The organism is Alkalihalobacillus sp. TS-13, assembly GCF_019720915.1.
GTDB lineage: Bacteria > Bacillota > Bacilli > Bacillales > Fictibacillaceae > Pseudalkalibacillus.
The window spans coordinates 234,852-257,718 of record NZ_JAHKSI010000002.1 but is presented as its reverse complement, the minus strand read 5'-3'; the positions used below and the strand labels follow the sequence as shown (position 1 = coordinate 257,718).

Below are 22,867 nucleotides of genomic sequence, written 5' to 3'. Positions count from 1 at the left end.
GATCATGGCAGAAGAAATGAAAGATGTCGTAGAAAAATACGACCGGGAAAGCAACATCAGGACCTCTATCGCAAAACCGGTGTTATGGTTCATTACAATAGCAGCCGCTACACTTTCCATTTTCCATTTATACACGTCCTATGCAGGTGCACTTGTTGACGTCAAGCAACGGAGCATCCATCTTTACACATTGATGACCATCGGGTTCCTCTTATATCCTATCTTGAAGAAGAAAGGAAAAGGAACCGTACCGATTTTTGATTACGTTACGGCTGGTCTCTCTATGTTTGTCGGAATCTACATGATTATGACAGCAGAACGGATCATCCAGACCGGTGGCCGCATCAATGATACCGATTTTTATGTCGGAGTATTGGCGCTCATCCTTTTGCTTGAGCTGACAAGGAGGGTCACGGGGTGGGGACTCGTCATTTTAGGACTTGGCTTCCTGGCCTATGGATTCCACGTCAAGCTGTCAATCTATCCGGAGCTGACTAGTCCCGTCGTTTTGAGTGTGTCCAAACAAATCATCGCTCAACTCGTCTATATTACCGAGGGTGTGTTGGGAACCGCAATCGGCGTATCGGCTTCTTATATCATTCTTTTTATTTTATTCGGCGCTTTTCTAGGAAAGTCCGGTATGGGTCAGCTGTTCAACGATCTCGCCTTAGCTGTAGCAGGGCATACGAAGGGCGGGCCGGCGAAAGTTGCTGTGCTTGCGAGCGGATTCCTCGGTTCAATCAATGGCTCAGCGATTGCGAACGTCGTGACGACCGGAACGTTTACAATCCCACTCATGAAAAAGATCGGGTATAAAAGAGAGTTTGCTGGAGCCGTAGAAGCCGCAGCCAGCGTCGGTGGACAAATTCTTCCACCGATTATGGGGGCTGCAGCCTTCATCATGGCAGAAAACCTCAACATCCCTTATACGAGGGTCATTCTGGCTGGTATCATCCCTGCATTGCTTTTTTACATCGGGATTTTGTTGCAAGTCCACTTCCGAGCTTCGAAAAGGGGATTGAAAGGGATTCCGAAAGCAGAACTTCCACGCGTGAAGGAAGTCATGGTTGAACGCGGACATCTCTTGATTCCGATGTTCATCCTTTTGTACCTGCTATTCTCAGGAAAGACACCCTTTTTCGCGGCCTTCTGGTCGATCATCGCCACCGTCATCATCGCTGGTTCTTCACGGATGCTTGGGGTCATGTCAGCCGTTTCTCTCGGATTGATTTTCGGACCAGTGCTGAATGGTGGGACGTTGCGTGGCGACTGGTGGGAACTTGTGCTCATCGTTGCGATTCCTGCTGCGATCAACGTGTGGCGGAAGTTTTTAAAAATTAAAGCAGACGAAGTGGGAATCAAGGATTGTGTTGAAGCACTTGAAAATGGGGCAAGGACGACAATCCCGGTTGCACTCGCATGTGGTGCTGTTGGAATTGTAGTCGGTATTGCTTCTTTAACTGGTGTAGCACTTGAAATCGCGAACAGCATCGTCAGCATTGGGGCAGCAGTTGATAGTCCGCTTATCCAGTTGCTTATCACGCTCGCCTTGACAATGGTCACTTCGATCATCTTAGGAATGGGATTGCCGAGTATCCCGACGTATATCATCACAAGTACGATGGCGGCACCTATCCTATTGCAATTACCGCTATTCCAGGAATTGACCGGAAACACTGCGAATGCTGTATTCGTTGCGCATATGTTCGTGTTCTATTTCGGGATTTTTGCGAATATCACACCTCCTGTTGCGCTTGCCGCATTTGCTGGCGCTGGCATCAGTGGAGGAAATCCGAACAAGACAGGTGTACAAGCGATGGTCCTTGCGATTGCAGGCTTCATCGTACCGTTCATGTTCGTTTTTTCACCGGAAATGTTGATGATAGAAGCCAATATTACAACTGTTCTACTCATTACAGTCACATCGTTACTCGGTGTATTCCTGTTATCAGTCACAGTAGAAGGATACATCAATGAACGTGTACCCGGATGGCTGCGGATCATTACTTGTGTCGGAGCATTGCTGTTGATTTATCCTGGGGTGATTACGGACCTGATTGGGCTTGGTGCTCTGATCCTACTCATCGTCACTGTCTTTTTGAAAAAAACGACTTCGTCTGAAACGCCGCTTTCAGCAAAATAAACAGGGGGTGGAAAAATGCGTTTGGCAACAATCTTGCTAGGGGATAAAGAAAGGGCTGCCGTCCTCGTAGACGAAAAGGTGATCGTACTAGCAGACATCAACCGATACTTGAACCTTGATCATCCTGAAACCTTGTTTGAATTGATTCAACCAGAAGCATTGGCGACATTCGGAAACTGGTGGGGCTCCGTCGATGTAGGACGGCTGGGTGCCGATCTCGGTCATCCGATTGAGGGCGTGGAGTTTGGACCGCTTTACCGTCATCCGCGGAAGATCTGGGGAATCGGACTCAACTATGTCGAACACGCTTCAGACCTGCATGAAAAAGCACCTTCATCAGAGCCGGCAAGTTTTATGAAGCCTGATACGACAATTATTGGTCCTCGGGATCAGATTGAAATTCCGAACCAATCGGAGCGGACGACAGCAGAAGCAGAGTTAGGCGTCATCATCGGTAAAACGTGTAAAGATGTTTCCGAGGGGGAGGCAGAGTCCTATATCGCCGGGTATACAACCATCATCGATATGACAGCGGAAGATATTTTACAGGTAAACCCGAGGTACTTGACCCGTTCGAAAAGCTTCGATACGTTTTTCAGCTTCGGACCTGAGTTCGTTACCGTTGATGAAATTGAGGATCTGTCTGAGTTGGAAGTGTCGACGGTGATCAATGGGGGCATCCATCGTAAAAACAAGGTGCAGAACATGACGTTCAACCCGCATCATCTCGTCAGCTTCCATTCGAAAGTGATGACGCTTCTCCCAGGAGACATCATTTCAACCGGCACGCCTGGAGCAGTCGTCATTCAGGATGGAGATATCGTCGAATGCCATATCGATGGATTCCGCCCGCTCATCAATCCTGTCAAAGACTTAAAGGGAAGAAAGGAAGAAAGCGAACATGGATCTACAATTGAAAGGTAAGAGTGTGATCGTAACCGCCGGAAGCAAGGGACTGGGGAAAGCAACGGCGTTGGAATATGCTAGAGAAGGCGCGAATGTCCTCATCGCAAGTCGGAATGAAGAACAGCTCCAATTGGCGAAGAAAGAAATTTTCCAGGAGACTCGCAATGAAAACGTCGATTATGCCATTTGTGATATCACGGATTATGAGCAGATCAAAAATCTAGTCAACACTGCTGTTGAAAAGAATGGGACGGTTGATGTACTGATCAACAACGCTGGCGGCCCACAGGCAGGACGTTTTGAAGACATGCGGGATGAGGACTGGCAGAAATCATTTGAGCTCAACTTATTAAGTTTCATCCGGCTGATTCGTGAGGTGCTTCCGCACATGCAAAAGCAACATAGCGGCCGTATCATCAATTTTGCTTCATCATCAATTAAACAGCCGCTTGATAACCTGATCCTCTCGAACACGTTCCGGGCGGGAATCGTCGGCCTCGCGAAAAGTCTCTCACAGGAGCTTGCTGAGCATCAGATCCTCATCAATACGGTAGGACCTGGACGTATCGGTACGGATCGGGTCGCTGAGCTTGATGATATCCGGGCAGGACAGCTTGGTATTCCATACGAAGAGCATGTGGAGAATACGGAAAAGAAAATTCCGCTTCAACGATATGGGACACCAGAAGAATTTGCGAGAATGGTCGTCTTTCTTGGATCAGGAGCAAACACCTACGTCACAGGACAATCCTTCCTTGTTGACGGCGGCATGGTCAAAGCTTTATAAATGATAGAGTGGAGGACAATTTTGAAAATTGTCTTCCTTTTTTTGCACTTAAAGAAAGCATAGAAATACTCTCTTCCGTATAAGAGCAACTCAGCCTGCGATGAGGCTTGTCCTTGCCCAGTTTTCTTTATTTGGAAGAACTTTGTTCGCTCCTTTTCCTTGGGCGCTCTGGATGGATGTGAGCTCGATCGTTCATCCCTGGAGGGTCTTGCGGACTCATTTTTCGGCAGAAGTGTCTCGAACTTCAGTTAAAATGGAAAGGGCTGTCCTAAAAGGGAAGTGTCGGTACCATCAACACAACATTTTTGGAGCAAAACCACGATTTTTCTTCAAAATGTTGCTAAATTTAGGAGCGACTCAGACACTATTTAACCAGCCCATCAGCATTTTGTGTTAGCGGCTTTGGGGGAAGGCGATTATTCACTGCCTCACTCCGTTATCTACAAAACTTAAGGGATAAATGCAAAAAAAAAATGAAATTACCTACAAAAATCCAATTTTATCTACAAAACAAGAAATTACCTCCAAAAACAAAAAAGAGTGACCTACTTAAGGCCACTCAAACAGGTTAAACTGCAAGCAGGTACTCCTTCACGCTTTCCGCAAACCGGTCTGGAGCTTCATAATGCGGTGCATGACCACACTCCTCAATATGTAAAATCTCCCAACCTACTTCTCTCCAAAAACTCCAGTCCCTCTAATTTTTTCACTATGATTCCTTATATTCAGGACGACGAGCCCGCTCCCAAAATAGAGCACTGAGCTCATATAATAGATGATATTGATGGTCAAGTAGTCTGCGAGATAGCCCCCTGCGATAATTGCAAACGCTGAGAAGATCGACGTCCAGAAATGGTAGTTTCCGATCTTTACCCCGCGTTCCGTACCATCAGTAAACTCCGCAATCATGATCTTCTCTCCGTGTTTTTGGAGGGCACCGAACATTCCGAGAAAGAGCTGGATGACATACACCTGCCCAATACTTGAGACATGCGGGAAAATCAAGAGAACGGTTGCCATCCCCCAGGCGTTCACGAGTAAAAACAGCCGGTGATCGATACGGGAGGACAATTTGCCTATGACTGGATGAAGAAGGGCGGAGCTTAACCCGAAAAGTCCATAAGATAGTCCGAATTGTGCAAAGCTCGACCCGACATTTTTAATGAACAGGATATAGAAGGGGAAAATGAGACTGCTAGCAAAAAACACGCTGCTCTGTGAAATGACCAATCCTTTTAACTTCGCTTCATTCATTGGTTATACTCCTCGTAAAAAAAGTTGGTGAACCGTTCATCCGGATCATACTGTTTTTTCTTTTCAAAGAACTCTTCTGTTCGTGGGTACGCACGCAGCATTTGCGCTTTTGTAGGGTATGGCATGTACGGTAAGTAATAGCTGCCATCATGCGCAAGCGTCAACTCGATCATTTTCTGCACGATCGCTTCCGTTTTCATCTGTTCTTCCTTAGACAATCCCTGGTTGATCAGGAGGACCAGCGCGAACATCTCCTCATCGGAATAAGACAATACCGGTCCTTCATCATGGTTTACGTACCGTACTGTAATGTTCAAAAGGTTGAGTTCGTCCTCAGACAAAACGCTTCGCAAATCATCGATGTAATCTGCGAATGCATCGACTGGGACGAAATATTCTTGAAGAACGTCGTTGTCGTTTTCAGCCTCGTATTCAAGAAACTTCGATTCGCTGCGCATTACGTTATTTCGTGAAATCAAATCACCATTCGTTTGTAAAAAGTATTCCTTCTGCAGCTTCCAGAACGTATTCTTCGCCCAATCGAAATCGCGCGCCATTCCTAAAGCGAATTTAGAGACAGCCATCAAACGTTCATCTTTCAATTCATTATGGTCTTGTAAGGATGCTCCTCGAGGTGCACGTTCATAGTTTGTTACGTACATCTCGGTCAAAAAGGAATCAGGAGCTGTCGAAATTCGAGCAAGATGCATTTTCGCATCCGGATTGTGGATGACGTTCGCCTTGAAGTAATCGCTATATTCTTTGTAATCCAGTGTTTCTGTGTTCATTTCATAGATCTCGTCATCAGTCAGTTGGAGCTCAACATCCAGGATTACACCGAACAATCCATATCCGCCGAGTGCCAGGTAAAAAAGCTCGCTGTTTTTCTCGCGGCTGACATTTATGATCTCTCCATCCGCATTCAAGATCCGGAAAGAATTGACCGTACTGATTAGCGATCCCTCTCGTATGTCACGTCCATGGGCATTGACGCTGATTGAACCGCCAACTGTAAAAATGTTTTGTGATTGCATCACTTTGATCGCAAGCACATGTTTGTTTATGTACTGCTGGATATCGTCCCAGGTAGCCCCGCTCTGGACAGTGATCGTCTTTTGTCCCTTATCAAAATCGAGGATCTTATTGTATTCAGTCATATCGAGTACCACGGAGTCATGGTAATATGTGTGACCACCCATGCTATGGCGTTTTCCGGCTATCGAAACTTTGATATCTTTTTCGTTGGCTTCCTCAATCACTTCCTGGATACTCGATATCGCTGTCCCTTTCACAACCTTCTTCACCTTGACCGGCATCAATTTCCCTACGTCTGTCATATATTTTTCTGACCCACCGGATGATGGTGTGTGCATAGAGAATAGTAAAAGTGAAGCATAGACACCCAGAGATAATAGAACGACTGCAATTTTTTTCATCTTATCCCCCATAACCGAAAAGAGTAAATAATAATATTAAGTGTAATTTTACACTTTTTAGAGGGAATTACAAGATGAAAATGGAAATTAATATGCACAGTGCTGTAAAAAGATTTCTACGGTAATTGATAAAATTGAAAATTGAATAAGAAACCATATTCGAGTGAGTATAAGGACCATATTATAGAACTGATCCTTAGGTTTTATAGGTGGTGTTACAGGTGAACCGATCAACATTTATATGAAATCGACGAATGACTGATGGGACTCAGATACGATTGAAACTTTCCCTGCTCTTGAATCGTAAGTAATGGTAAAAGGAAAGAGGGGGATTCAGATGGTTGAAGAGCTGAACGAACAACTTATCGATATCAAAGGAGAACTAAGAAAGAAACAGAAATGGGAAAAACAACTGGCTGATTATAAGCAAGAATTGTCGGACACAAAGGATAAAATCGATGCCTTGCAAGAGAAATTGGCAACCGAACAATCCGATGTCGATCAGCTGGAAGGATTCAGCGTTACGAAATGGCTCCTTACCATGAAAGGGGCGGTGGCAGAGCGTCTGGACAAGGAGAAACAAGAGGTAGCGGCTGTTCAGTTGAAATTAGAAGAGGCCACCAGATCGAAGAATGAAATAGACGAAGCCATAAATGAACTGAACAAAAGGTTAGAGCGACTTAGAAATATTGAAGTGGATTATCACGACATCCTCACCAAGAAGGAAATGCACATTAAAGCTCACCAATTACCGTCTTCAATTCAACTCGATAAACTTACCGAATTAGAAGGAGATATGAAAGCCTTTCTTAATGAATTGGAGGACGCGATTTCTGCAGGAAATGCAGTGAATCAAGCACTTGAGAATGCAATTGAATACCTCGAAAAAGCTAAAGGCTGGGGTACGTTAGATATGTTTGGCGGTGGTGTAATTTCCGGTGCAATTAAACATAATCATATCGATCAAGCTACCGAATACATTCATCAAGCTCAAACTCGTATGCGACAATTTCAAAAGGAACTAGCTGATATCAACGACGAAGTTGACATGCATATCGATATTCCTGGTCTATTGAAATTCGCTGATTTCTTCTTCGATGGTCTTATCTCTGACTGGATGGTACAAGGACGAATCAATGACTCCATGCAACAGACGAAGACCCAGTACCGCAAAATATCCAGTCTGTTGTTTGGTCTGAAGGAACAGGCTGAGCTAAAACGGCATGAGCTAGGAAGGATTAAAGGAGAGAGAAAGAGCCTTATCGAAAGTGTATAGAAAATCGGGGCTGGTCCATAAATAGAGTGTCGGAAACCTCCATCAAAATGTTGGGAACGAGGCAGGGAAACAGGTACTATAGGGTCAGCCTCATTTTTTTGAGGAGGATGAAGATCTTAAAACAAACAATCTTGTGTATACTAATGCTATTTCTCGTTGCCTGCAGTTCATCAGGTATGATCCATAACAAAGAGTTGGAAGGAGCAATTGAAGCTAAATTGGCTGAGGCTGCCACGACAGAAATCAACCTTAAAGAACTAACCGACTTCAATTGGGAAAAGGCCTACATATTCTATCCGTATAGTTCTGACAGCATGATTGAGACGCAAGTGGGCTTTTCCATTGATAATGCAAGGAGTATCAGCCATCGAGACGATATCAACTTACTCGTGCTTGTCGCGAAGGATCAAAAGGTGTATTATGCAGAAATTTCTCGTCAACACGGTGACCTGTTAAGCGAAGAAGAGGACGGGTATACACCTACAAACGCAACTATCAAGATCCAACCAAAAGAGGGAGGGTAAACAAGTGACTGACATTGAACTCGTTATGGATGCAAAGGCAACCTTGGGTGAAGGACCGTCATGGGACCATGAAAAGCAAGTATTATACTGGGTCGATATTTTAGAAAAGCAAATTTTCATTTATAACCCTGAGTCCAATTATAACCGGACAATCCAACTGGATCATATGCCCGGAACGGTCGTACACCGTGAAGAAGGTGGTATCGTTGCCGCACTTGATAACGGATTTCATTTTATCGATCTTGACACGGAAATAACCCGACTAATTCACGATCCAGAAGAGCACATTCCGACTAACCGTTTCAATGATGGGAAATGTGATCCCGCGGGCAGGTTCTGGGCTGGTACAATTGATGAAAGCCGGGACAAGAATGCTGCTCTTTATTGTTTGGATACTGATAGGAAGGTCACGAAAAAAATCGACAATGTCACCAATTCCAATGGGCTTATCTGGTCAATTGATAACAACTACTTTTACTACATTGATACACCAACTCAGAAAGTCGTCCGCTATGATTTTGAATTGAAAACAGGAGATATCAAGAATCCAATGGATATCATCATGGTCCCGGATGAACAGGGCAAACCTGATGGCATGACGATCGACGCAGCCGGCATGCTTTGGATAGCGCATTGGGGAGGATCGAAAGTGTCAAGATGGAACCCGATGACTGGTGAGCAGATACTAGAGATTGCCGTTCCTGCACTTAATGTGACCTCATGTGCATTTGGAGGAAAAGATCTGAACGACCTTTATATCACGACAGCCAGGAAGGGCATGGATGAAGAACAATTGGCAGCTTTCCCAATAGCAGGAGGATTATTTAAAGTCACCTTGGAGGATGTAAAAGGAATCCCATCTTCAAGCTATAGGGGTTAAACAAAACATAATGAAAAAAGGAATTCCGAACACTATCCCGAAAGAATTCTAGTAAAACAATGAAAGGAGCCATATTTATGGCGGCGATCAGAAGGGCAAAGCCTGAAGAAGCTCAGCTTTTAAGTGATCTTGCCTTACTTTCAAAAGCCCAGTGGGACTATTCGGAAGAGTTCATTCTAGCCTGTCGCGATGCACTTACGTTAAGTGAAAAATATATCGAAAAGAACAATGTATATGTGCTTGAGGACAACAGCAAGGTCCTTGGATTCTTTGCCTTTGTCATCAAAAATGGACAGGCTGCCCTGGATTTCATGTATCTCAATCCTGGATTCATAGGAGAAGGTTATGGAAGGCAGCTTTGGTCTCATGTCGTCCACCGAGCGAACGAATTGGACATCAGGAGCTTCACGATTGACAGCGACCCACATGCAATGGGATTTTACGAAAAAATGGGTGCCGTTAAAATCGGAGAAACACCTTCAACCGTTTTTGCGGACAGAAAGCTTCCACTGATGAAGTATGAAGTTTCGTAACACAAAGATTACAAACATTACAAATCATGGGTACTTTAGTAAATGACTTGCTTATTCATGAACAAACTGCTATTATTAAAACAGTTATTTTTGTTCGATCATTGGATAGTTAAAAGTGTAACACTTTACGTCTAGTTCTGAGCAAGAATATGAAAAACATTGTGCAATGAGCACTAGGAGGCAACAAAAATGGAACATGGTAAAGTAAAATGGTTTAACGCAGAAAAAGGTTTTGGATTCATCGAGCGTGAAGGTGCAGACGACGTATTCGTTCACTTTTCAGCTATCCAAGCAGAAGGATTCAAATCTTTAGACGAAGGTCAAGAAGTTACTTTTGAAGTTGAAGAAGGCCAACGTGGACCTCAAGCTTCAAACGTACAAAAAGCCTAAATAAAAAGTTGAACTCAAAACAGATCCTTAACAGGGTCTGTTTTTTTGTGCTTTTAAGGTGATGTTTGAAGTATATGGATTTTAGCGAAATTCACTGTGGAACCGCAAGGCTCTTCAACCTGGCCATCCGTTAACGGACACAGGAGCCCTTATTTGACTAAAATCATGGTATTTTACAAACCTAACGGACACCAGGGACCTTATTTCGCAAATTTCATAGAAAATCAGCTGCTTTGTCCGCAAATAACGGCTGTGGTGTCCGTTAAAATTCAGAAACACTGATTTTGTTCACAATTAACGGCTCTGATGTCCGTTAACTAAAAACATGGTTCGTCTAGTTCTCCCAGAAGTGTCGCGACTTTCGTTTAAACTTTCTCCTTTTTCAAAAGTAATTATCGTTCATATATGTAAAACACAAATAAAAGGGGCTGACACAATTGTGCCAGCCCGATATGTTCAGGAAAAATTAAATGGTGAATTCATTATAGCATAGATCAACTGCAGGGCAGACAATAAATGTTGAACTTCCTGTTAAATTGTCGAACAGAACGAAAGGGAGTACTGAAGAACTTTAATGCTTTATGGTATAATGGAACTGAAGGGGAGTGAACGTTTGAAACATTCAAACAACCTATTCAAAACTGGTGAAGTTGTCAAAATCCAAAAGACTGGCGAATCCGTGACCATAAGAAAATGGCAATATGTGAAAAACATGAAGAGATTCTCTTATATTGTTGAGGAACATCCAAGCACTTTTTATTTTGAAGAAGAATTCGAAAAAGTAAAAAGCAGTTGTAAATAATCCGCCGGCAGTCACTATGATTGCCGGTCTTTTTTCATTTAAGGCTTTGTTATACTTTATTATTGATTTTTGCGAAATTCACTCCCTTTCCGCAAGCCTCCTCACGAGTTCCTCTCTGCGGGGTATCGCCTGGCTCGCTATTTCCGCAGGAGTGTCGCAAACTTCGCTTCAATCAAACTCAGCATCACTTTTTAACAAAACCACATTTAAAGAAAGTATAAATATTTTCTTCAGTATAAGTGCAAAAATGGCTCAGCTATTCGCTAAGGCTCGGCTTTGCCAAGTTTTCTTTAGTAAGCACTTTATTATCAATTGATTGAATTTTCAATTATCATAAAAGGAAGAATAAGATAGGGGGAATGCTGGATGAAAACTGTGGAATTTAACCTTCCGACGAAAATCGAGGCTGGTAATGGCGTCTTTACTGAAACAGGGGCATACTTGCAGGGTGCCGTGAAAGGAAAAAGGATCTTCATTGTCACAGATCCTGGAATTGAACAAGTCGGTTTTGTTGCGAAGCTGGAACAAATTTTGAAAATAGAAGGTTATGTAACCAAGGTCTTCAACCAGGTGAAACCGAACCCAAAAGATGCGGATTGTATCGTTGGGGGAAAAGCGGCACTGGATTTCCGTGCTGACGCAATTTTAGCTATAGGCGGCGGTTCTGTCATCGATTCAGCCAAAGCAATTGCGATAATTAAAAGCCATGGTGGCGGGCCGCAGGATTATGCGGGACGCGATAACGTTCCAGATGGGGTAGCCCCGCTTATCGTCATCCCAACCACGGCTGGAACAGGAGCGGAAGTGACGCGTTCTTCTGTCATAACCGATACGGATCGTAAAATAAAATTCACCATCAAGGCAGTGCAAATCGCACCAGTACTGGCGATTGTCGATCCTGAACTTACATATAAACTCCCGCCGCATTTGACGGCATCGACTGGAATGGATGCTCTCGTTCATGCGATTGAGGCATATACATGCAAGCTTTCGAATCCGATTGCTGATGGACTTGCCCTACAAGCAATGAAGCATATCTATCCTTATTTGCGACGGGCTGTGAAAAATGGGGAGGATCAGGAAGCGCGGTACAACATGATGATTGGGTCTACAATTGCAGGCATGGCGTTTTCACATGCGGATGTGGCCTCCGTCCATTGTATGGCTGAAGCAATCGGCGGCTTATACGATACGCCGCATGGGGTCGCGAATTCGATGTTCCTGCCTTATATTGTTGGATATAATGCAGAAGTGGAAATCGAGAAACATGCAACGATTGCAAGAACAATCGGTATTGCAAAAGAATCCGATCCGGATCAAGCAGCGGCAAATTTATTGGTGAACGAAATGAAGCAACTGGCTGAAGATATTTCTATTCCTTCCTTTGCGTCACTATCTGAAGTGAAAGAAGAAGATTTCGATTACTTAGCTGAATCTGCGTACAACAATGGATCAACCCCGAGCAATGCAAGGGAAATCAACAAGAAGAATTACTTGCAGCTTTTTCAAAAAGCCTATTTGGACAATTAATACGAAAGGGCGTCATCCGACAAGAGATGACGTTCTTTTTATTTCAAAAGGAAAGGAAAATCCTTTCAAAAATCGAATAATTGAAAGGGGCGACGATTTTTACGAAAAAATTACCATAGTTATGCCGAAATGCTTTCACTCTCTCCGAATTACTATAGGGAGGCGAAAAAAGCAGAGATTACATCCTGCCTCTTATCATATTTATCAAATCGTCGATTACGTTTAAGTTTTTTTAATATCAAAGGGGAGGTTTTTGACTATGGATGGACAAGCTACATCGATCATAAAAATAAAACGGGGAAGTGAAATCCCATACAGTGACTTGAAAGGTGGACCTAAGCTGACGAAAGGTCATTTTGAAATGAGCTATGAAGGCGATCTTCAAGGTGAAGGTATTTTGGAAGAATTGAAATGTTATTTTACTGAAACATCCGCCACAGTTTATGGACTAGAGCGTTTCACAGGAAGTATCGGGAATCGGATCGGCAGCTTTGTATTAGAACATGATGGTACCTTTGAAGATGGAGTCCTGACTTCTACCCAGAAAGTGATTCCGCAATCAGGAACTGGCGACCTTAAAGGGATCGATGGTGTCATCAATGTTGAATCAAGTGAATCGGATGCATTTTCAGTCACCTTCAACTACTCCTTTGATGAAGAAATGGCCATTTTCTTAAGGGAAAAAGAAGAAGAGGAAGATAAATATATCGAAGAAGAAATCAATGTGGCTGATAAATGGATTGATCTATGCAATGAGCAAGATGTCGATGCACTATTGGAAATGACTTCACCAACAATCGAAATATCAGGACCAAGAGGCTCTGGTTATGGAAAAGTACTGTTGGTGGAATGGTTGGAGCGAACAGGTCTGAATCTTGAAACATTATCGATCTATGGAAGAAAGGGTTCTTTAGTTTATGAACAACTTGCGACATGGAAGGGACAAGAAGGACGAAGTGCCGGAGAGGCGAATGTCGCTTCAGTCATTAAAGTCAAAGACGGTAGAGTAGTATACATTTCCCGCTTCGATGACCTTGAAAAAGCCCTGAAAGCAGCAGGTCTGCAAGAAACAGATAAAGTTTTATAGGCCTTAAATTATAGACTCTGTTAAAGGATTTTGTTGATTTTAATTCGAAATTCACGCCACTCCTGCGGGAACAGCGAACCAGGCGAGAACCCGCCGTTTTTAAAAGGATCTTCGACTATATTAATGAACTTCGACTAAATACCACCACGTCCTATGGTGAACGTCGAAGTCAGTACATCCTGTACAAGTACGTCCTGTGGTGAACGTCGAAGCCAGCATAAGGAAAGCTTCTAAGAATTCTCATCGCAGACACGAAAATGATTACATTTTTGTGTTGACATCCTGTGCAAGTGAGGAGGCTTGCGGAAGTAGGTAAATGCAAGGAAGTGATGTCCAGCTCAGCGACCAGTCACTTGGATCACTTCAAACTTCCTGCGGCGGCGACAACCTCCTCGTCAGCTTTCCAGTGACCTACGTGCCTAACCTGGTCGCTTCCGCTTTTCTCCATCCCGCGGAAAGGGAGTGAATTTCGTAGAAACCAACAGAAAAAACTAACAAAGCCAAATTTTAAAAGAAGGACGTGACAAAGTGACTTTGATGAATTCCAAAACGTTATCCATATCGATCGATTGCAGTGTCAACAAAGCTTATGAATTCATTTCGAACCCTGAAAATTTGCCGCAGTGGTCTTTTTTCGAATCGGTGAAAAAAGTCAATGACCAGTGGATTGCTGAGACGCGTGATGGACCGATGAATATCAGGTTTGTCGATCGTAATGAATTCGGTATCGTTGATCACTTTGTTACGCCCTCCCCAGACGAATCGATCATTGTACCGATGCGGATCATACCGAACGGAACGGGGTGTGAAGTGATATTCACCGCCTTCCAGCAACCAATGATGTCGGAAGGGCAATTTAATCAGGATCTCGATCAAGTCCAACAAGATCTTGAGACACTAAAACAATTGCTAGAACAGATGACATAAAGGATGGTGTGTTTTGTCTAGAAAAAAATCAATATTCAGCAGTGGAATAGTGATTGGAACGGTCATAGGTGTCTTAATCGGTGTAATGTTCGATAATATTGCGATTGGTATCGGAATCGGTATAGCGCTTGGACTCGCATTTGAAGCAGCTCAAAAAAAGAAATGATCCACAATTAGAAAAACGGCAGCCAGATGACTGCCGTTTCTTTGCTTGCATTTAAAGAAAGTATAATACTTTCTTCAATATAAGGGCAACTAAGGCTCAGCCTACGCTAAGGCTTGGCTTTGCCAAGTTTTCTTTATTACTTTTTCGGCTGAATGATCTCGTCAATGATCCCGTACTCCTTCGATTCTTCAGCACTTAAGAAATAGTCTCGGTCCGTATCGATTGCGACTTTTTCGACTGGTTGACCGGTACGTTCAGCAATGATGCGATTCAAATGTTCGCGTAACTTCAAAATCCTTTTAGCGGAAATTTCGATATCGGTCGCTTGCCCGCGCGCACCTCCAAGCGGTTGATGGAGCATGATTTCGCTGTTGGGGAGCGCATACCTTTTTCCTTTAGTCCCTGCTAACAAGAGCATTGCGCCGAATGAAGCCGCCATGCCGGTACAGATCGTGCTGATGTCGGGTTTGATATATTGCATCGTATCGAAGATTGCAAACCCCGCTGAAGTGGAGCCGCCGGGACTGTTGATGTAAAGCGAGATATCTTTATCCGAATCATCAGCCGCAAGAAACAACAATTGCGCGACGATGCTGTTCGCCATATGATCATTGATTTCATCACTTACCATGATGATCCTGTCTTTCAGTAATCGTGAATATATATCGTAGGAACGCTCTCCGTGGTTGGATTGTTCAATAACATAAGGAATGGTTGCCATACTTTTTTTCCTCCTTCGTCTACAGCTTAAGCTGCCATCGAGAGTGAGCTTGAAGGAGAGGCGAAGTTCATCAGTTTCAACTTCGGTTGTGTCTGTGCAGGGAAAAGGACCGGTATGATACGGATCAGCACCGTTGGATCCTCAGATCGAACTGCTTCGGAGAGTGTGGTTCTCAACATTTCTGCCTCATCCTCGTCACCAAATTCTTGAATAGAATTCAGGTCCTCTTCCGAAGACAGCTTTGCGAGTCTTTTCCTAGCTCGACTCAAAACCGCTTTGACTGCTGTTTCCGTCATTCCGAAAATTTCAGCGATCTCAGTGATTTGATAACGGAATGCGTCTTTTAAAGCAAATATGACCGCTTGCTTTGATGTAAGCTTCGAGATCAAATGCTCTATAAGGTCTGTAGTTTCTTCCTTGAATTTGTTCTCTTCATCTGTGTCTTCAGGTGTGAAACCAATCACTTCACGATTCCGTTTCCGCAGTTGGTCCATCCACAAATTGTGGGCTATCTTTTTCAATAATGCTGCATTCAGTTCAATTTTCCGCTTACCATAATGATGTAGTGCTTTGAACAGCGTTTCCTGTGCAAGATCTTCGCCATCCCACTTGTTTTGGGAAAGGAAATGACAATAGCGGTTCAGTTTCGAATACAGTTCTTGTAGCTCTTCCGGTTGCAGATCTTCACTTTGTACATGAATGCCAGGCCTGGCGTACATTTTCCTCACTCCTTTAGCTCCTCTCTACACTTATAACGATTAAAGAAGGAAAAAAGATACGGGTGTTTAAATATATTTAATACAATTGTATCCTTTACAATGATGTTCCAGCTTATCTATTCGAGGGAGAGAAATCAGTTGATCGAACTAAAACCTAAACTGTCTGTAGAAATCCTTTTACACCTGATAATGGGGGGACTGATCGCGTATTTGCTCATCAGCACAATGCCTGCTATGCTCCCCGTTTATAAATGGAGTCTTTTAAGTATATTGCTGGTACTTCTGTTTTTTGATGCTTTGATTGTTTTATTAAAAAGGTGGCAGTTGTTGAAGGTTACCAAGGTTGCTTTGATTTCTTTGAATTCTTTTGTATTCATTTTACTGCTAATTTATTATCTGACAAAATTTGCAGCATTGACGGATGCTCATGGAATCGAAAATGTGCTGAGGGAGCATGAATCGTCTGCTAAACTGATCTTCTTCATGATCTGCCTGGTTCAACCGATTATCCTCCCCATTCCAGAAGCGGTTACCATTGGTGCCGGAAGTGCTGTTTTCGGTCCGTTTTCAGCTTCCATTCTAGGTTACTTTGGTACGATCATTGGGATCATTTCTATGTTCTTCATCGCACGATACGGAGGACAAAAGATTATTTCGAAATTGGTAAAAGAAAAACATCTGGAAAAATACAGAACCTATGTCGGACGAAATGAAACGGTAATATTAGTCCTCCTTTTCATTATTCCCATCCTGCCCGATGAGATTATCTGTGTCGGGGCTGGAATCGGTGCGGTCACATTTAAAAAGTTCATCATCATCGCATCCATCGCCAAGTTCTTCACTTCCTCACTCCTAGCTTATTCTGTTCATTTAGCACAATTGCTACCCCTGACAGGTCCGCAATTGGTTTTAACATGCTCAGTCCTTCTAGGAACGCTATACATAATCTCTTTGTTCGTTAAAAAGTTCCTGAAAAAAACAAAAACATTGGAAAGTTGACGAAATCTGATATTTCTTCAGTGAAAATAAAGGGAATTTCAGGAAATCATTGAACTAAATAGTGATGAAAAGATAAAGGAGTTTACGTATGGGTAATTTGACTGGTGTGACCTTTCAAGTCAGAGTAAGTGATTTTGAAAAAGGTATGGAATGGTATGGCGTATTATTCAACCGGAGGCCGGATTTCATTCCACATGAAGGTTTTGCTGAATGGGAGTTGCTTCAGGATACTTGGATTCAATTGGCTGAAGGAACTCCTGCAATCGGAAATGGGCCAATCAGGCTTGGTGTAACGGATATAAAAGCCGAAAGAAAACGACTCATGGAAGAATTATCTATTGAACTCGAAGAAGTCAATACGCGGGAAGGTGTTCAGGCAGCATGGTTGACATTCGAGGATCCAGACGGAAATCTGATCGGGTTGTTTGAAAATTTAAGTGCAACTGGAAAGGAGTTTTAAAAATGAATGAAAAACTATTACGTGTCGGTACAACCTATATTCCAGTAAATAATGTAGCGAGAGCAGCTGAATGGTATGAACTGAAGCTTGGTGCAGAAACGAATTATCTGGATCAAAACAAGGCGATCATCAATCTAGCAACCCAGAGCTTCTTCTTAGTGAAGTCAGACACCGATCAGTCTGCAAATTTTACAGACGTAGATGGGAATGAATGTTTTTCCCTGACATTCGAAGTGAACGGGATACATGCACTGGAAGGACTTCATCAAGAGTTTCTGAAACAAGATGTGAGAGTGGGAGAAATCGAAGACCGTGGGCACTCCGGAAACAACTTCGTATTCTATGACCTGGACGGAAACAAATTTGACGTGTGGAGTGAGCTGAGCCCGGAATTCAAAGAAAAGTATCAGATTACATAGAGAAGGGGTACAAATGGATCAACACCGTCCGATTATAAAGATAGAAAAAACAAGATTTGAAAGGATATTAGATAACATTGGAATGTTTTTATTTGGGTGGGTCATTGTATATCTAGTGATGCAATGGTCCACATTGCCGGATAAGGTTCCCGTCCATTTTGATTTTGCAGGAGAGCCGGATAATTGGGGACATAAAGGACTGATATGGCTCCTGCTTTTTATAGGCATCAGTATGTGGATTGGTTTGACGTTTTTGGAGAAATATCCACATGTGTATAACTATATAAATCTGACCGAAGAAAATGTTGAAAAACAATACAAGAATGCCAGTATGATGATCAACGTCATCAAAAATGAAAAAAACTTCAATGGGATGTGCAATGGTTGAAAGAAAACTTGTTCAAGGAGATAAGACGTTGTAACAGATTGGAATTGCCGTTTTATGACGATGAACAAGATAGTCATATCACAAAATACATAAAGCTACCTGAGCATGGTCTGATCATAATCGAAGGGGTATTTCTTCAAAGAAACGAATGGAGGAAGCACCTTGATTTTATCGCGTATTTGGATAGTCCAAGAAATGAGCGGTTTCAGAGAGAAAGCGACTCGTCTCAAGAGAACATTGAAAAGTTCCACAATAGGTATTGGAAAGCAGAAGATTATTATTTAAGATCCGTAGCACCTCACAAACAAGTCGATGCCATTATTAAAAGTTAATGATATTCGTATTACTATGCTTTATGAAAAGGGCAGCATTTGATTTGTCTAAAGTTACAACTTAAGATGTTAAAGTTAAAAACGGAAAATGGGTAAAGAGGAGATGCGTGATGGATTGGATATTTCTCCTGATCAGTTACTTGATAGGTTCATTCAGTTTTTCAATATGGATAGGAAAACACTGGTATGGTATTGATGTCCGGACACATGGAAGTGGAAATGCTGGAGCAACAAATACACTGCGTACATTCGGTAAGAAAACTGCTATCTTTGTTGCGATTGGAGATATTTTAAAAGGGGCCGTCGCTGCTTTTTTGCCGATATTTTTTAATGTAGAAATTTCTCCTCTTGTTGTCGGAATGATGGCAGTAATCGGTCATTGTTTCCCTATATACTATGGATTCAAGGGAGGAAAAGCAATTGCTCCAACGGCAGGCGTGTTGCTTATTTGGAACCCGATTTGGAGTCTTATTGTATATGGAGGCTTCTTTCTCGTAATCTTTTTAACCCGTTACGTGTTTCTTGGGTCTCTTTCTATTGGAATTACACTTACTTTCCTATCCATGCAAGCTGAGGAGTGGAGAACGAGTGTCTTTTTTGGATTCTTTACCATTTTCCTACTCTTTTTGCACCGGACAAACATTCGAAATTATTTGCATCGAGTTGAACCAACGATAAGCCATAAGGATGTTAAGAGAGAAGTTTAATTGGAGTGTAAATAAGGAAAGACCAAATGTGGCGTCAGTTAGAGAAGTAACCATGTTGTCAGTTGGTACGCCGTCATCTATAAAGAGGTACTGATAATAGGGCTTGGAAACTCCTAGCCCTTTTAATTTGAAAATTTTCACTGGAAAATTGAAACAATTAAGGTGTATGTACGTCTTATTGGTAGTGAAGGGGGCAGGGGTTGTGGATGACCAATTGACTATTGAAGAGATATACGATCTGCCCTATAGAGATGTTTATCATTTTGCGATTTATTATACCAACCGCCGCGATGAAGCAGAAGACATCACACAAGAAACGTTCATAAAAGCGATGCGGAATTTATCCACTCTAAAGAGTTCCAACAAAGTGAGGGTGTGGATTCTTTCCATCGCAAAAAATACAGCAATTGACTATACCAGGAAAAGGGGCAGACGTTCGTTTTTGCCCTATATTTTCAACGATAAAGCTTCAGATGATCCAACGCCGGAAGAACGTATGATTAAACAAGACGAATGGAACGTTATACAAAACGCTTTGTTGAAACTGAAGCCGAAATACCGCAGCCTCATCATTCTAAGAGGGATCAAGGAATATACGATCCGGGAGACAGCAGAAATCCTTGGAATTCCAGAATTGAAGGTCAGGGTTGATTATCATAGGGCGATGAAGCATTTGAAGAATGAAATCGGGAACCTTGGCGAAGGGGCGGTGTTGACCAATGAACGATAAGGAGAAACATGATGAAAGGCTGCTCTCGATTCTTCGGGATCATCCGGAAAAAGAACCTCCTCCTGTATTTACGGAACAGCTTCGGGCTCGGTTGACGGACAGAAGCCTTAAGAAAAAATGGAGATTTCCCAATTTTAAAACGGCGATAGCCATTTGTGCTTCTATTACCATTCTGTTGACCCTTGGCTTTACGTTCTCAACTGAACTTCAACAGGCGATGAACTTAACCGAAAAACAACCGGACACTACACCTATTGTAAAGGATGAGGATGAGCAACAGGCGACACATGAACCAGATACTGAGGACCCAAAAGCGGTTTTCAAATTATCCAAGGAGGAAATGAATACATACAAGTCTTTCAAAGAAGACCATGATGAAGAACATTTAAGTAGCTTATCACCAGTAAGCATTGCAAAACTCCACGTCCAATCAAGGGTAGATAAGGATTATGAAACAGAATATGCATTATACACAAAGCGTGAAGAATATGTTTATTGGACGCTTGAACAACACCTAGAGGATGCCAAAAGCTCGAATGTCAGTCCGGATGCCATCCGAAATGCATTCGCAAAACTTGGAAAAGGTGAATTCGAATTGGTGGAGGATAAGGTAGGGGTCATTCAGTTTGAGGGTCCAGAATATGATATGAGATTCCGTATGATAAAAGGGGAAAATGACATCTGGAAAGTCGCGTTCATGCCTACTCAGTAATAAAGAAGACTGAAGCTCTAGCGCTTCAGCCTTCTTCTCTTATTTTAGCTCTATTTTCAGTGGATCCAGTTTAACTGGTTTGTCATTCAAACTCAAAATAGGGAATGGGACTAGCAGTGAGTATTCTCGAATATCGGTATTCTCACCAATTGTGAAGGTGGATCGGTAACGCATATCATCTTTATTAAGAACTTTGGTTTTATTGCTTCGGATTTCATACTTTAACATTTTTTCAATGTCGAGTTTACCGTCCTTGTTCTGTTGGACTCGTTCTGTTGGAATCAGTTGAACAAATTCAGCAAAATTCAATAGGAGATCATTACGGACCTGGTCCTTTTCAAGGTTATCGATCTTGAAATCTATTGTTACTTCACTATTTTCTTGTTTGAAATTTTCCACAGTAATTTGATAATCAAATCGATTGCTCTTTATTTCTATTGGTGTATTCGTATCTAATGTCTGGTGGACTTCCTGATCATAAAGTTCAGTTTCAGCATAGAGGGTGAGAGAATCAGCGTTTTCATCTATTTTATTAGGAAATAACTCACGTACTTTTTTATGGAAGAGCCCATCTTTTTCTTCTACATGAAGAACATCAGCATGGAACTTACCTAATCTTTTTCCATTATTATCAAACACTGTCACATTCAAAGTGTCCTCTTCTTCATGAACCGTATAGGTATACTCAATCATGGTGGTTGCTTTTCCCTTTATAATCGATTCCACACTGAGTTGGAACACGCCATCCTCTGAACGAATGCTTTTGTTCACCTGGATTTCCTCACTAGGAATACGATCTACTGGGATATCAAAGCGCCATTTACCGTTTACATCCGCTAAATGAGTAAATGTGAGTGGGAGAGTAAAATCATCAGCAATACGTTCATTAGGGTTGTAGAATTCAATCGATCCGACAAAGTGATCGCCTTCCTTTTGAAGTCCCGAGCTGCCTGATCCCCATTGGTTCTGATCTTTCCCATCAAATGTTTCGTAAGCAAGGCCGCCAACTGGCCGGTTTCCTTCGTCCATATGTTCAGTGGTCAATTGGTCTCCCAGCGCCTCGAACGTTACTCCGATGATGTTGCCATCATAGTAAGCGCTTGTAATGGTTACATCAACACCATTATCGGACGCTTTCTGATTGAGCTCTGTGACGAGATTACTAGTGAACAATTCATTTCCGACTGAAGGGGCATGCTCATAAACAGCACTTAAGAAGGGAACCTTAGCGAGAACTTCAGTCACCGGTGCAAAAAGGAATCCTGATGCAAGTACAAGTGAAGCAGCGGTACTAGATAAAATTGCACTGGCTTTGATGGATTTTTTACGTTTGTGAAGCCGTTTTTCCTTTTTCCCATCACCAATTCCTTTAGAAATTGCAGCATAAACCTCATTTTTTGGTACGTCTATTTTCTTTGTCTCTTTTTCAAACCAATCCTTGTCCATAATTGGGTGCTCCTTTCAAAGCCTTATTCAACTCGGATTTTGCGCGATGAAGATATGTTTTGATCGTACCTTCCGGGCGGTCCAAGATTTTCGCGATATCCTGGATAGACCGATCCTGATAATAAAATAAGATGATGACAGATTGATAGTCTTCCTTTAATCCTGAGATTGCCTTGACCAGGTCGATATGATCATCAACATTGGATGTACTTCGATTGGATATAGTCTCAAAAAACGCATCTCCGGTCAGAAGGATTCTCTTTTTCTTATTTAAAAATTCGTAAGCGGTATTCATAAGGATTTTGGTGAGCCAGGTGCTGAAATACTCCGGATTCTTGAGTTTGTCGATTGCAACGTACGCTTTGCAGACTGTTTCCTGAAGGAGATCAAGTGCATCCTCCTTGTTTCGAACATAAAGGAAAGCTGTCCGATAGAGTTTATCGCTTTCTTCCTGGATCAGCGACTCAAAGGCTTGATCATCGCCTTTTATCGCTTTTTTTACGAGTTGTATATGTAGCATGTGCTGCCTCCTTTCACCACATTAGAGCGGGCAGAGGTGAAATAAGTTTCAAAAAGATTTCTGATTATGTACT

At 42.5% G+C, this 22,867-nt stretch carries 26 protein-coding genes and 1 pseudogene; 21 read left to right on the top strand and 6 right to left on the bottom strand.

The features are described 5' to 3' along the window. The first annotated feature begins 4 nt into the window (after positions 1–4). Genes KOL94_RS18025 through KOL94_RS18015 form a run of 3 tightly spaced genes read left to right on the top strand, consistent with a single transcriptional unit; the run spans position 5 to position 3,836 of the window. Positions 5–2,143, top strand: a complete 2,139-nt coding sequence (locus KOL94_RS18025) for a TRAP transporter permease (protein ID WP_221567987.1) — start codon at positions 5–7, stop codon at positions 2,141–2,143. 15 nt (positions 2,144–2,158) lie between these two features. Next, the gene (locus tag KOL94_RS18020; protein WP_221567986.1) at positions 2,159–3,067 is read left to right on the top strand and encodes a fumarylacetoacetate hydrolase family protein; all 909 of its coding nucleotides are present in this window, start codon (positions 2,159–2,161) and stop codon (positions 3,065–3,067) included. Continuing rightward, the gene (locus tag KOL94_RS18015; protein ID WP_221567985.1) at positions 3,045–3,836 is read left to right on the top strand and encodes an SDR family oxidoreductase; all 792 of its coding nucleotides are present in this window, start codon (positions 3,045–3,047) and stop codon (positions 3,834–3,836) included. The genes KOL94_RS18020 and KOL94_RS18015 overlap by 23 nt, the downstream gene beginning before the upstream one ends. A 669-nt stretch (positions 3,837–4,505) precedes the next feature. Here the strand turns inward: KOL94_RS18015 and KOL94_RS18010 are convergent. Next, on the bottom strand, positions 4,506–5,090 hold the full coding sequence (locus KOL94_RS18010; RefSeq protein ID WP_221567984.1) for an MFS transporter: 585 nt from the start codon (positions 5,088–5,090) through the stop codon (positions 4,506–4,508). Continuing rightward, positions 5,087–6,526, bottom strand: a complete 1,440-nt coding sequence (locus KOL94_RS18005; protein ID WP_260412515.1) for an FAD-binding oxidoreductase — start codon at positions 6,524–6,526, stop codon at positions 5,087–5,089. Before KOL94_RS18005 ends, KOL94_RS18010 begins: the two co-directional genes overlap by 4 nt. 337 nt (positions 6,527–6,863) lie before the next feature. Between KOL94_RS18005 and KOL94_RS18000 the strand changes: the two genes are divergently transcribed. From KOL94_RS18000 to KOL94_RS17955, 10 genes are all read left to right on the top strand, one after another. Next, complete coding sequence (locus tag KOL94_RS18000; protein ID WP_221567982.1) at positions 6,864–7,802, top strand: hypothetical protein; 939 nt, start codon at positions 6,864–6,866, stop codon at positions 7,800–7,802. Positions 7,803–7,945: 143 nt separating this feature from the next. After that, positions 7,946–8,326: a hypothetical protein gene (locus KOL94_RS17995; RefSeq protein WP_221567981.1), complete on the top strand. Its 381-nt coding sequence runs from the start codon at positions 7,946–7,948 to the stop codon at positions 8,324–8,326. A 25-nt stretch (positions 8,327–8,351) separates the two neighbouring features. Next, the gene (locus tag KOL94_RS17990) at positions 8,352–9,206 is read left to right on the top strand and encodes an SMP-30/gluconolactonase/LRE family protein (protein WP_221568255.1); all 855 of its coding nucleotides are present in this window, start codon (positions 8,352–8,354) and stop codon (positions 9,204–9,206) included. Positions 9,207–9,283: 77 nt separating this feature from the next. Beyond that, positions 9,284–9,739, top strand: a complete 456-nt coding sequence (locus KOL94_RS17985) for a GNAT family N-acetyltransferase (RefSeq protein ID WP_221567980.1) — start codon at positions 9,284–9,286, stop codon at positions 9,737–9,739. 189 nt (positions 9,740–9,928) lie between these two features. After that, positions 9,929–10,129: a cold-shock protein gene (locus KOL94_RS17980; protein WP_221567979.1), complete on the top strand. Its 201-nt coding sequence runs from the start codon at positions 9,929–9,931 to the stop codon at positions 10,127–10,129. A 574-nt stretch (positions 10,130–10,703) separates the two neighbouring features. Next, positions 10,704–10,931, top strand: a complete 228-nt coding sequence (locus KOL94_RS17975; protein ID WP_311775189.1) for a hypothetical protein — start codon at positions 10,704–10,706, stop codon at positions 10,929–10,931. 366 nt (positions 10,932–11,297) lie between these two features. Further along, positions 11,298–12,461 (top strand): iron-containing alcohol dehydrogenase, encoded by a 1,164-nt coding sequence (locus tag KOL94_RS17970; protein WP_221567978.1) that lies wholly within the window; start codon positions 11,298–11,300, stop codon positions 12,459–12,461. A gap of 259 nt (positions 12,462–12,720) precedes the next feature. Then, on the top strand, positions 12,721–13,548 hold the full coding sequence (locus KOL94_RS17965; RefSeq protein WP_221567977.1) for a DUF3224 domain-containing protein: 828 nt from the start codon (positions 12,721–12,723) through the stop codon (positions 13,546–13,548). Between the two features lie 537 nt (positions 13,549–14,085). Beyond that, complete coding sequence (locus KOL94_RS17960; RefSeq protein WP_221567976.1) at positions 14,086–14,475, top strand: SRPBCC family protein; 390 nt, start codon at positions 14,086–14,088, stop codon at positions 14,473–14,475. Positions 14,476–14,488: 13 nt separating this feature from the next. Continuing rightward, a complete protein-coding gene (locus tag KOL94_RS17955; RefSeq protein WP_221567975.1) occupies positions 14,489–14,641 on the top strand; it encodes a glycine zipper domain-containing protein in 153 nt (50 codons plus the stop codon). Positions 14,642–14,777: 136 nt separating this feature from the next. Here KOL94_RS17955 and clpP read toward each other — a convergent pair. After that, positions 14,778–15,365 (bottom strand): annotated as a pseudogene (gene clpP, locus KOL94_RS17950) (ATP-dependent Clp endopeptidase proteolytic subunit ClpP); the annotation flags it as partial. Between the two features lie 23 nt (positions 15,366–15,388). Next, positions 15,389–16,081: a sigma-70 family RNA polymerase sigma factor gene (locus tag KOL94_RS17945; RefSeq protein WP_221567973.1), complete on the bottom strand. Its 693-nt coding sequence runs from the start codon at positions 16,079–16,081 to the stop codon at positions 15,389–15,391. Positions 16,082–16,219: 138 nt separating this feature from the next. On the opposite strand from KOL94_RS17945, the gene KOL94_RS17940 reads away from it, so the two are divergent. The 8 genes from KOL94_RS17940 (at position 16,220) to KOL94_RS17905 (ending at position 20,828) form a co-directional block, all read left to right on the top strand. Continuing rightward, positions 16,220–17,080, top strand: a complete 861-nt coding sequence (locus KOL94_RS17940) for a TVP38/TMEM64 family protein (RefSeq protein WP_260412514.1) — start codon at positions 16,220–16,222, stop codon at positions 17,078–17,080. Between the two features lie 88 nt (positions 17,081–17,168). Further along, positions 17,169–17,540, top strand: a complete 372-nt coding sequence (locus KOL94_RS17935; RefSeq protein WP_221567972.1) for a VOC family protein — start codon at positions 17,169–17,171, stop codon at positions 17,538–17,540. Between the two features lie 2 nt (positions 17,541–17,542). Continuing rightward, a complete protein-coding gene (locus tag KOL94_RS17930; protein WP_221567971.1) occupies positions 17,543–17,959 on the top strand; it encodes a VOC family protein in 417 nt (138 codons plus the stop codon). A 13-nt stretch (positions 17,960–17,972) separates the two neighbouring features. Then, positions 17,973–18,347: a DUF1648 domain-containing protein gene (locus tag KOL94_RS17925; protein ID WP_221567970.1), complete on the top strand. Its 375-nt coding sequence runs from the start codon at positions 17,973–17,975 to the stop codon at positions 18,345–18,347. After that, positions 18,344–18,679, top strand: coding sequence for a nucleoside/nucleotide kinase family protein (locus KOL94_RS17920; protein ID WP_221567969.1), 336 nt, complete (start codon positions 18,344–18,346; stop codon positions 18,677–18,679). The genes KOL94_RS17925 and KOL94_RS17920 overlap by 4 nt, the downstream gene beginning before the upstream one ends. Positions 18,680–18,789: 110 nt before the next feature. After that, positions 18,790–19,386, top strand: coding sequence for a glycerol-3-phosphate 1-O-acyltransferase PlsY (plsY, locus tag KOL94_RS17915; RefSeq protein WP_221567968.1), 597 nt, complete (start codon positions 18,790–18,792; stop codon positions 19,384–19,386). A gap of 127 nt (positions 19,387–19,513) precedes the next feature. Next, positions 19,514–20,116, top strand: a complete 603-nt coding sequence (locus KOL94_RS17910) for an RNA polymerase sigma factor (RefSeq protein WP_221567967.1) — start codon at positions 19,514–19,516, stop codon at positions 20,114–20,116. Then, positions 20,106–20,828 (top strand): hypothetical protein, encoded by a 723-nt coding sequence (locus KOL94_RS17905; protein WP_221567966.1) that lies wholly within the window; start codon positions 20,106–20,108, stop codon positions 20,826–20,828. The genes KOL94_RS17910 and KOL94_RS17905 overlap by 11 nt, the downstream gene beginning before the upstream one ends. 39 nt (positions 20,829–20,867) lie before the next feature. Here the strand turns inward: KOL94_RS17905 and KOL94_RS17900 are convergent, their stop codons facing one another. After that, the gene (locus KOL94_RS17900) at positions 20,868–22,274 is read right to left on the bottom strand and encodes a DUF4179 domain-containing protein (RefSeq protein ID WP_221567965.1); all 1,407 of its coding nucleotides are present in this window, start codon (positions 22,272–22,274) and stop codon (positions 20,868–20,870) included. Further along, on the bottom strand, positions 22,255–22,794 hold the full coding sequence (locus tag KOL94_RS17895; protein WP_221567964.1) for a sigma-70 family RNA polymerase sigma factor: 540 nt from the start codon (positions 22,792–22,794) through the stop codon (positions 22,255–22,257). Before KOL94_RS17895 ends, KOL94_RS17900 begins: the two co-directional genes overlap by 20 nt. Positions 22,795–22,867 lie beyond the last annotated feature (73 nt).